The 8,328-nt window shown below is 72.0% G+C and carries 9 protein-coding genes; 2 read left to right on the plus strand and 7 right to left on the minus strand.

The window, feature by feature from the left end; genetic code table 11:
• Positions 1-1,554, plus strand: a 1,554-nt coding sequence (locus DPV74_RS37035) for an iron ABC transporter permease (protein WP_162923246.1), incomplete at its 5' end; no start/stop codon positions are given.
• A 28-nt stretch (positions 1,555-1,582) separates the two neighbouring features.
• Positions 1,583-2,632 (plus strand): ABC transporter ATP-binding protein, encoded by a 1,050-nt coding sequence (locus DPV74_RS37040; RefSeq protein WP_059698955.1) that lies wholly within the window; start codon positions 1,583-1,585, stop codon positions 2,630-2,632.
• 173 nt (positions 2,633-2,805) lie between these two features.
• Here DPV74_RS37040 and DPV74_RS37045 read toward each other — a convergent pair whose 3' ends face one another.
• The 7 genes from DPV74_RS37045 to DPV74_RS37075 all read right to left on the minus strand — a co-directional run.
• Positions 2,806-3,321 (minus strand): SRPBCC family protein, encoded by a 516-nt coding sequence (locus tag DPV74_RS37045; RefSeq protein ID WP_049097657.1) that lies wholly within the window; start codon positions 3,319-3,321, stop codon positions 2,806-2,808.
• Between the two features lie 44 nt (positions 3,322-3,365).
• Entirely contained in the window at positions 3,366-3,998 is a 633-nt protein-coding gene (locus DPV74_RS37050) for a DUF1571 domain-containing protein (RefSeq protein ID WP_027788221.1), read from the minus strand.
• Positions 3,995-4,426 (minus strand): hypothetical protein, encoded by a 432-nt coding sequence (locus tag DPV74_RS37055; RefSeq protein ID WP_060193511.1) that lies wholly within the window; start codon positions 4,424-4,426, stop codon positions 3,995-3,997. Before DPV74_RS37055 ends, DPV74_RS37050 begins: the two co-directional genes overlap by 4 nt.
• A gap of 28 nt (positions 4,427-4,454) precedes the next feature.
• Positions 4,455-5,240, minus strand: coding sequence for an anti-sigma factor (locus DPV74_RS37060; RefSeq protein WP_119338989.1), 786 nt, complete (start codon positions 5,238-5,240; stop codon positions 4,455-4,457).
• The gene (locus DPV74_RS37065; protein ID WP_027788224.1) at positions 5,237-5,752 is read right to left on the minus strand and encodes a sigma-70 family RNA polymerase sigma factor; all 516 of its coding nucleotides are present in this window, start codon (positions 5,750-5,752) and stop codon (positions 5,237-5,239) included. Before DPV74_RS37065 ends, DPV74_RS37060 begins: the two co-directional genes overlap by 4 nt.
• 27 nt (positions 5,753-5,779) lie before the next feature.
• Positions 5,780-6,139 carry a hypothetical protein gene (locus DPV74_RS37070; protein ID WP_027788225.1) on the minus strand — a complete coding sequence of 120 codons (360 nt, stop codon included), beginning with the start codon at positions 6,137-6,139 and terminating at the stop codon, positions 5,780-5,782.
• Between the two features lie 286 nt (positions 6,140-6,425).
• Positions 6,426-8,328 (minus strand): beta strand repeat-containing protein (locus tag DPV74_RS37075; RefSeq protein ID WP_374709015.1); only part of this gene is annotated, 1,903 nt, incomplete at its 5' end.

Raw genomic sequence — 8,328 nt, forward strand, 5'->3', positions numbered from 1 at the left:
GAACGCACCGCGACCCGGCGGCGCCCGTCGCGCGCGCTCGTCGCCGCGGCTGCGTGCGGGCCGCTCGCGATCCTGTTGCCGCTCGGCTTCACGCTGTACCGCGCGGCCACCTTCGGCGTCGACGATGCGATCGAGCTGCTGTGGCGCCCGCTCGTCGGCGAGTTACTCGTCAACACGCTGTCGATCACGCTCGCCGCGACCCTCGCGTGCACGCTGCTCGGCACGGCGCTCGCGTGGTTCATCGAGCGCACCGACCTGCCGGCCCGGCCGCTGTGGACCGCGCTGGCGGCCGCGCCGCTCGCGGTGCCGCCGTTCATCACGAGCTACGCGTGGGTGTCGCTGAGCCTCGACCTGCAGGATTTCCTCGGCGCGCTGATCGTGCTGACCTCCGCGTATTTCCCGCTCGTCTACCTGCCGGTGGCCGCCGCGCTGCGCGAACTCGACCCCGCGCTGGAGGAAAGCGCGCGCACGCTCGGCTGCTCGCCTTGGCATACCTTCTTCCGCGTCGTGCTGCCGCAGCTGCGCCCCGCGCTGTGCGGCGGGATGCTGCTCGTCGCGCTCGGCGTGCTGTCCGAGTTCGGCGCATTCCAGTTGCTGCGCTTTCGCACGTTCACGACCGAGATCTATGCGGAATACCGCACCGCGTTCGACGGCGGCGGCGCATCGCTGCTCGGCTGCGTGCTGATCGCGCTGTGCCTGCTGTGCCTCGCGATCGAGGCGCGCGCACGCGGCCATGCGCGCTACGGTCATACGCACCGCGCCGCACGCCGCGTCGCGATGCGTTATCCGCTCGGCAACCTGCGCGGCCCCGTCACCGTCGCGTTCGCCGCGCTCGCAGCCGCGACGCTCGGCGTGCCGCTCGCGATGATCGGCTACTGGCTCACGCAACAGGGCGCGGCCGCCGTCACGCCGGCCGACGTGTCGCCCGAGCTGCTGTGGCAGGCCACGCTCGCGTCGTCCGGCTACGGCCTGACGGCGGCGGCCGTCACGACGCTGCTCGCGCTGCCGCTCGCGTTCCTGCTAGTCCGTTATCCGGGCCGCGTCGCCACCCTTCTCGAGCGCACGGCGATGACCGTGCAGGGCGTGCCGGGCATCGTCGTCGCGCTGGCGATCGTGTCGATCACGGTGCGGCTGCTGCAGCCGCTCTACCAGAGCGCACCGGCGCTCGTCGCCGCGTACGCGATCCTGTTCCTGCCGCTCGCGGTCGTCAGCGTGCGCGCCGCGCTGTCGCACGTGCAGGTCCGGCTCGAGGAAACCGCGCGCTCGCTTGGCCTCGGCTGGCGCGCGACGCTCACGCGCGTCGTGCTGCCGCTCGCGGCACCCGGCCTCGGCGCGGCCGCGACGATGGTGTTCATCTCGGTCGTGACGGAACTCAACGCGACGCTGCTGCTGTCGCCCATCGGCACCCGCACGCTCGCGACGCAGGTGTGGAGCGATACGGCGACGCTCGCGTTCGCCGCCGCGGCGCCCTATGCGGCGCTGCTCGTCGCGCTGTCGCTCGGCGCATCGGGACTGCTGTTCCTGCTGCTCGGCCGCGCGTCGGTGCGCAACTGAGCGCCGCCCTTTTTCCCCGGAACCGCCCATGAGCGAACTACGCATCCACGGCCTGTCCAAATCGTTCGGATCGCATACCGTCCTGCACGACATCGACCTCACGGTGCGGCGCGGCTCGCGCCTCGCGCTGCTCGGCCCGTCCGGCAGCGGCAAGACCACCCTGCTGCGCGTGCTGTGCGGCTTCGAGCGCGCCGAGCGCGGCACCGTCGAAATCGACGGGCGCCGCGTGGCCGCGCCCGACCTGCACCTGCCGCCCGAGGCACGCCGGATCGGCTACGTGCCGCAGGAAGGCGCGCTGTTTCCGCATCTGTCGGTGGCCGACAACATCGCGTTCGGGCTGCCGCGCGCGGCGCGGCGGCGCCATCATCGCGTCGACGAACTGCTCGAGATGGTCGGGCTGCCCGCATCGTATGCGAGCCGCGCGCCGCAGCAACTGTCGGGCGGCCAGCAGCAGCGCGTCGCGCTCGCCCGCGCGCTCGCGCCGGAGCCGTCGCTCGTGATCCTCGACGAACCGTTCTCCGCGCTCGACACGTCGCTGCGCCATGAAACGCGCAGCGCGGTCGCGGATGCGCTCGCCGCGGCGGGCGCGACATCGGTGCTCGTCACGCACGACCAGCCCGAGGCGATGACGCTCGGCGACGAAGTGGCGGTGATGTGGCACGGCCGCCTCGTACAAACGGCCGCGCCGCAGACGCTGTACCGGCAGCCGGTCACGCGCGACGTCGCGTCGTTCGTCGGGCAGGCCGTGCTGCTCGCCGGCCGCGTGCGCAGCATGCGCATCGCCTGCGCGCTCGGCGAACTGCCGCTCGTCGCGCCGCTGCCCGACGGGCCGGCCGACGCGATGCTGCGCCCCGAGCAGATCGGCATCGTGCCGGTCACGCAGGCCGATGCCGCGCGCGGCCATACGGCGCGCGTCGAAGCCGCGCAGTTCGCGGGCCAGGATGCCGATGTGGTCGTGCGCCTCGATGCCGATCCCGACGTGCTCGTGCGCGCACGCGTGCCGGGACACCGGTGTCCGGCCGTGGGCGAACGTGTCGCCCTGGTGGTGGATGGCGCGGTGATGGCGTACGCGCGCTGAGCGGTTGGCGGTTGGCGGTTGGCGGTTGGCGGTTGGCGGTTGGCGGTTGGCGGTTGGCGTTTGGCGTTTGGCGTTTGGCGTTCGGCGTTCGGCGTTCGGCGTTCGGCGTTCGGCGTTCGGCGTTCGGCGTTCGGCGTTCGGCGTTCGGCGCTTTTACACACGTTCACGCGCATTCAGGCATCGGCGCAACCCGCATCCGGCAACGGCCGGAAAGTCCGGCCGTCCGTCTCGACGGCCGCGCCCAGCAGCCGCGCGAGCCCCTTCGCGCCTTCGCGCATCACGACGTCGTGATTCCATCGGAACAGCGGCCGGCCCAGCGGCTCCAGCCGGTTCATCCAGCGCACGTGCGTGCGGATGTGCCAGTCGTAGCGCACGATCGTGCGTGCGCCGTCGGCGGCGAACGACCAGCATCCGTCGCCCTCGATCGCGCCGCTCGCGCGGCCTTCGAGCGCATGACGCGGCTCGACGCGTCGCACGCGCATGTCGAAGGTCAGCCGGTACGGCAGCGCGCCCTTCCACGTGTACCGGTGCAGCGCGCCGACGCCGCGCACGTCGCCCGGCTCGATCTCGACGGTGCGTACGGCGCCCTTCCACCAGTCGGGCCAGCGGTCGACCTGGTAGATCGCATCCCACACCGCCGCGAGCGGCGCGTCCACGCGCCAGGTCGTCGAGAACCGGTATTCCGCCATGCAGCCTCCGGCATGCCCGTCAGGGGCATGAGTCAGCGCACCGCTCAGGGCGCGAAGAAGCGTTCGGGAAACGCGACGTCGATCTCGACGTCGTCGAGCGTCACGGTTTCGAGCGGCACGTCGCCATCGTCCGCGAAGCTGACGACCTTCAGCGGAAAGCCGTCCTCGGTATCCAGCCAGAGCCGGTAGCGATGTACGCCGTCGACCGCATGCGCGGGCGCGCCCGTGACCGACACGCGCAGCGCGGTCCGGCCGCCGACGGCCTCCTCGCCTTCGGTCACCGTCGAGCCGCCCTCCTGCAGCGCATGAACGTTGCGCAACAGTTCGCCGACGTCGGACCGGTCGACCCGGTGGCCGCTGCGGTCGCGCACGAGCGGGTTGGACGGCGACAGCGTCAGCGCGGGCGGCGCATGCGCGCCGAACGGGCGCAGCCGCACCTTGCCGTCGCCGGGATCGTACGCGAGCACCGCGCCGTGATGCGGCGACACGAAATCCATCCGGACGAAGCCCGGTTTCAGGTACGCGTAGCGGAATTCCGTATGTTCGCCGCTGCGCGCGGACGAGCGGATCGTCGCGCGGTACGAGCGGACGTGGTCGAAATGCGCCTGCGCGACGGTCACGGGATCGGCGGTCATGCTCGCTCCTATCAGGCTCGCGGCCAGCAACGCGGCGATCACGGCGCCGCCTCGACATCGAGCACGCCTTCCATCCCGCGCTCGCGATGGCTGCTGAAAAACAGCAGCCGATGCGTGCAATAGTAGGCGAACCGGCCCGGCTGCGCCGGCGTGAAGCGAAACGTCTTCGGCGTCGTGCCGAGTGCCGTGTGCACCGCAATGCCGGCCTGCGGCGCATCGATTTCGAAGCTGTGCGGCACCAGGCCGGGCTCGGCCGACACGGTCAGCTCGACCGGCACGTGCGCCCGCACGATCACGTGGTTCGGTCGGAAGAAATAGCTGCCGCCGACGATCGCGACCCGCTGCACGCCGTCGGCGTCGACGGGCACGCGCACGGGTACGTCGCCCTCCGCCCGGGCAAGCGCGGTGCCCGCGGCGAGTGCCGCCAGCAACGGGATCAGCACGCGCCCCTTCGTCATCGTCATCTTCATCTCGTGCTCCGTACCGGCGCCGCGCGCATCACCCCTTCCACGCGTCGGTCTGGCCGCCGAGCGCACCGCACGCTTCGATCGCGAGTTCGCGCAGGCGCCGTTCATCGCCCTGGCCGGACAACGCGTAGCCCATCCCGCGATCCGACCAGAAATACGTGTAGCGGTCGCCGGCCGACATCGCCCGCGGCGCGACGCGCCGTGCGTCGTAGGCCGTCATGTACAGCGTCACGCGCTCGCCGTCCGCGCGCTGGTACATGAGTTGCGCGGCCGGCCCCGCGTCGCCCGGGAGCAGCCGTCCGCCGAGCAGCGCGTAGCCGTATTCGTCGAGCGACGGCGCGCGCACGGGCCGCCCGAGACGCGCGGACAGCCACCCGGCGAAGCGTTCCGGGTCGCCCGCTCCGACTTCGACCGGATGTTCGCGATCGGCCACGTACGTCGCGTACGCGACATCCGCGCGCGCGGCGAACGCCGGTTCGCTGTCGAGCGCGACCCAGCCCGCGTGCAGCGCGATGCCGATCAACAGCCCGGCCGCGAGCCCCGCGAGCGCATGGGCGATCCCGCGCCGACGCGGCGCGCGGCGCTGCACGAACAGCGCGGGCGCGGCTCCCGGCAGCGGAAACAGCGCCTGCAGTGCGTCGCGCTGCGCCCGGTAATGCGCGAATCGTTCGGCCTCCTCCGGATCGGCCTGCACCCGCTCGAGCATCTCGTTTCGCTCGCGCCCGGACAGCTCGCCGTCCAGCAACGCGGACAGCAGTTGCGCCGACGCATCGTCGTCCCGCTCGTCGTTCGAAGGTTTGCGCGGTTCGTCCATCATGTCTTCCCGATCACCCGTAACGCGGGCGTGCCGTGCGCCGACGGCTCGTCCGACAGCATCGCGCGCATCTGCCCGCGCGCCCGTGCGAGGCGCGACATCACCGTTCCCACCGGGACCCCGAGCACCTGTGCGGCATCGCGATAACTCAACTCCTCGAGCGCGACCAGCAGCAACACCTCGCGCTGCTCGACCGGCAGCCGGTACAGCGCGCGCTGCACGTCGCGCAGCACCAGCCCGCCGATCTCGCCGGCCGGCGCGGCCATCGTTTGCCACGGCGCCGTCGCATCGTCGACCGCGATCTCGTGCCGCGCGCGCAACTGGTCGATGAAGCGGTGCCGCAGCAGCGTCAGCAGCCACGCGCGCAGGTTGCCGCCATCGCGCGGCGGGCGGTTCAGCGCACGCTCGAGCGTGTCCTGCACGAGATCGTCCGCCCAGGCGCGGTCGCCCGTCAGCGCGCGCGCATAGCGCGTGAGATGCGGCAGCCACACCAGCAGATCCGATTCGTAGCTCATCAGGATGCCTCGCGCACCGCCACGCGGTCACGGGCGCGCAACGTGCCACATGCCGCCGATCCCGTCGCCGCCCGCGTCGCCGGGCTTGCGATCCTGCTTCCAGCGATACAGCGGGCGCCCGCGATACGCCCATTGCTTGCGGCCGTCGTCGCGCGCGACGAGACTCAGTGCACCCACGGCCTTGTCGTACGCGTCGGCGAGCGCGGGCGGCCAGTTGGCCGCGCACGCGCTGTCGCACGCGCTCTTGCCGGGCGCGTCGCGATCGAACACGTAGAGCGTCATGCGATCTTCGTCGACCAGCTTGCCGTCGCCGGCACGGGGCGGTTCCGCGGCGGCCGGCCGCACGATAGCCGCCGTCAGCGCGGCGGCAACGAGTATCCGTTTCATGTCCTTTCTCCTTGGCACGGCATCGCGACACGGCGGCACCGGCAGGGACGATCGGCTTCGTCGCGACCATTATCCCGCCGGCCGGTGCTGCCGGGATTCGGTATGTAAACGGACGAAGGAGGCCGATTATTCCGCGTCGGCCGACGAACACCGGCCGCGGCCGTTCATGCGACGAAAGAAAGCGCGCCCCAAAAAGGGCAACGCGGCATGACATTCCTGTCATGCCGCGTTGCGCGACCCGTTGCGCACGGCGGCCGATCTCGCGCCGCCGTGCGTGTCCGGCTGATTACCTCGGCAGTGCGCCCGTCAGCGACTGGAGCAGCGACGACACCGGGGCGAGCGGGTTGCCCGGCGCGCTGTTGCCCGAATGCGGCGTGACCGACAGGCCCGGCGCGGAGCCGAGCGCCGTGCCCACCGTCGTGCCGACCGCGTTGACGACCGTTGCCGTCGCGTTGCCGCCCGTCGTCAGCAGCGAGCCAACCGCCCCCGCCGTACCGCCGGCCGCGTTCGCGCCCGAGCCAAGCAGGCTGCCACCCGCCGCTGCCGTCGAACCGGCCGCGCCCGACAGCGCGCCGGCCGCCTGCCCGAGGGCCACCGGACCGTTCGCGAGTGCGCCCGTCACCGAACCGAGCGCACCGGTCAGTGCGCCGGCCGGGTTGCTGCCGCCCGTCAGGCCGCTCACGAGGTTCGTGATCGGTGCGATCGGGTTGTTGCCCGCCGCGCCGGACAACGTGCCGACCACCTGGTTCACGACGCCTTGCACCGGCGCCAGCGGGTTCGACCCGCCGAGGTTGCCGAGCGTGCCGACCACCTGGTTCACGACGCCCTGCACCGGCGCCAGCGGGTTCGTGCCGCCGAGGTTGCCGAGTGCGCCCACGACGGAGCCGACCGCGTTACCCAGTGCGTTCGTGGCCGTGCCGACCGCATTGCTGTTGCCCAGCGTGCCGACCACCTGGTTCACGACACCCTGCACCGGTGCCAGCGGATTCGAGCCACCGAGGTTGCCGAGTGCGCCCGTCACCGAGCCGAGTGCACCGGTCAGCGCACCAGCCGCGTTGCCGCCCGTCGGCAGCGCGTTCTGCAGGCCGTTGACGAGGTTCGTGATCGGCGCGATCGGGCTGCCGCCACCGGCGCCGGACAGCGTGCCGACGACCTGGTTCACGACGCCTTGCACCGGCGCCAGCGGATTCGAGCCGTCGAGCGTGCCCGCGAGCTGCGTGACGACACCCTGCACCGGCGCCAGCGGGCTGCCCGCGCCGCCGACGTTGCCGAGCGTGCCCGTGATCGTGTTGACCGCGTTGCTGAGCGTGCCGGCCGGGTTGCCGCTGCCGAGCGTACCCGTGACCTGGTCGACGACGTTCTGGATCGGGGCCAGCGGGTTCGAGCCGCCACCGATGCCGCCCAGTGCGCCCGTCACTGTGCCGAGTGCGCCGGTCAGCGCGCCTGCCGGGTTGCCGCTGCCGAGCGCGCCCGTGACCTGGTTCACGACACCTTGCACCGGGGCCAGCGGGTTCGAGCCGCCACCGATGCCGCCCAGTGCGCCCGTGACCGTACCGAGTGCACCGGTCAACGCACCAGCCGGGTTGCCGCCGCCGAGCGCGCCCGTTGCGGTACCGAGTGCGTTGCTTAGCGTCCCGGTCGCCGTGTTCAGTGCGCCGGTCAGCGCACCCGCGGGATTGCCGCCGCCGATAGCGCCCAATGCGCCGAGCGCCCCCGTCACGTTGCCGATTGCACCGGTTACCGTGCCGGCCGGATTGCCAGCACCGAGCTCACCCGCCACGGTACCGAGCGCACCCGTCAATGCGCTGGCCGGGTTGCCGTTATTGAGCGCAGTCGTGACTTGATTGACGACGCCTTGAACCGCCCCCAGCGGGTACGAGCCGCCGCCGATACCGCCCAGTGCGCCCGTTACCGTGCCGAGTGCGCCGGTCAGCGCACCAGCCGGGTTGCCACCGCCGAGCGCACCCGTTACTTGATTGACGACGCCTTGAACCGGCGCCAGCGGATTCGACCCGCCGCCGACGTTGCCGAGCGCACCGGTCACCGTGCCGAGTGCCCCCGTCAACGCACCAGCCGGGTTGCCACCGCCGAGTGCACCCGTTACTTGATTGACGACGCCTTGAACCGGCGCCAGCGGATTCGACCCGCCGCCGACGTTGCCGAGCGCACCGGTCACCGTACCGAGTGCC

Origin of the sequence: Burkholderia sp. HAN2018 (assembly GCF_024704855.1) — a bacterium.
GTDB lineage: Bacteria > Pseudomonadota > Gammaproteobacteria > Burkholderiales > Burkholderiaceae > Burkholderia > Burkholderia cepacia.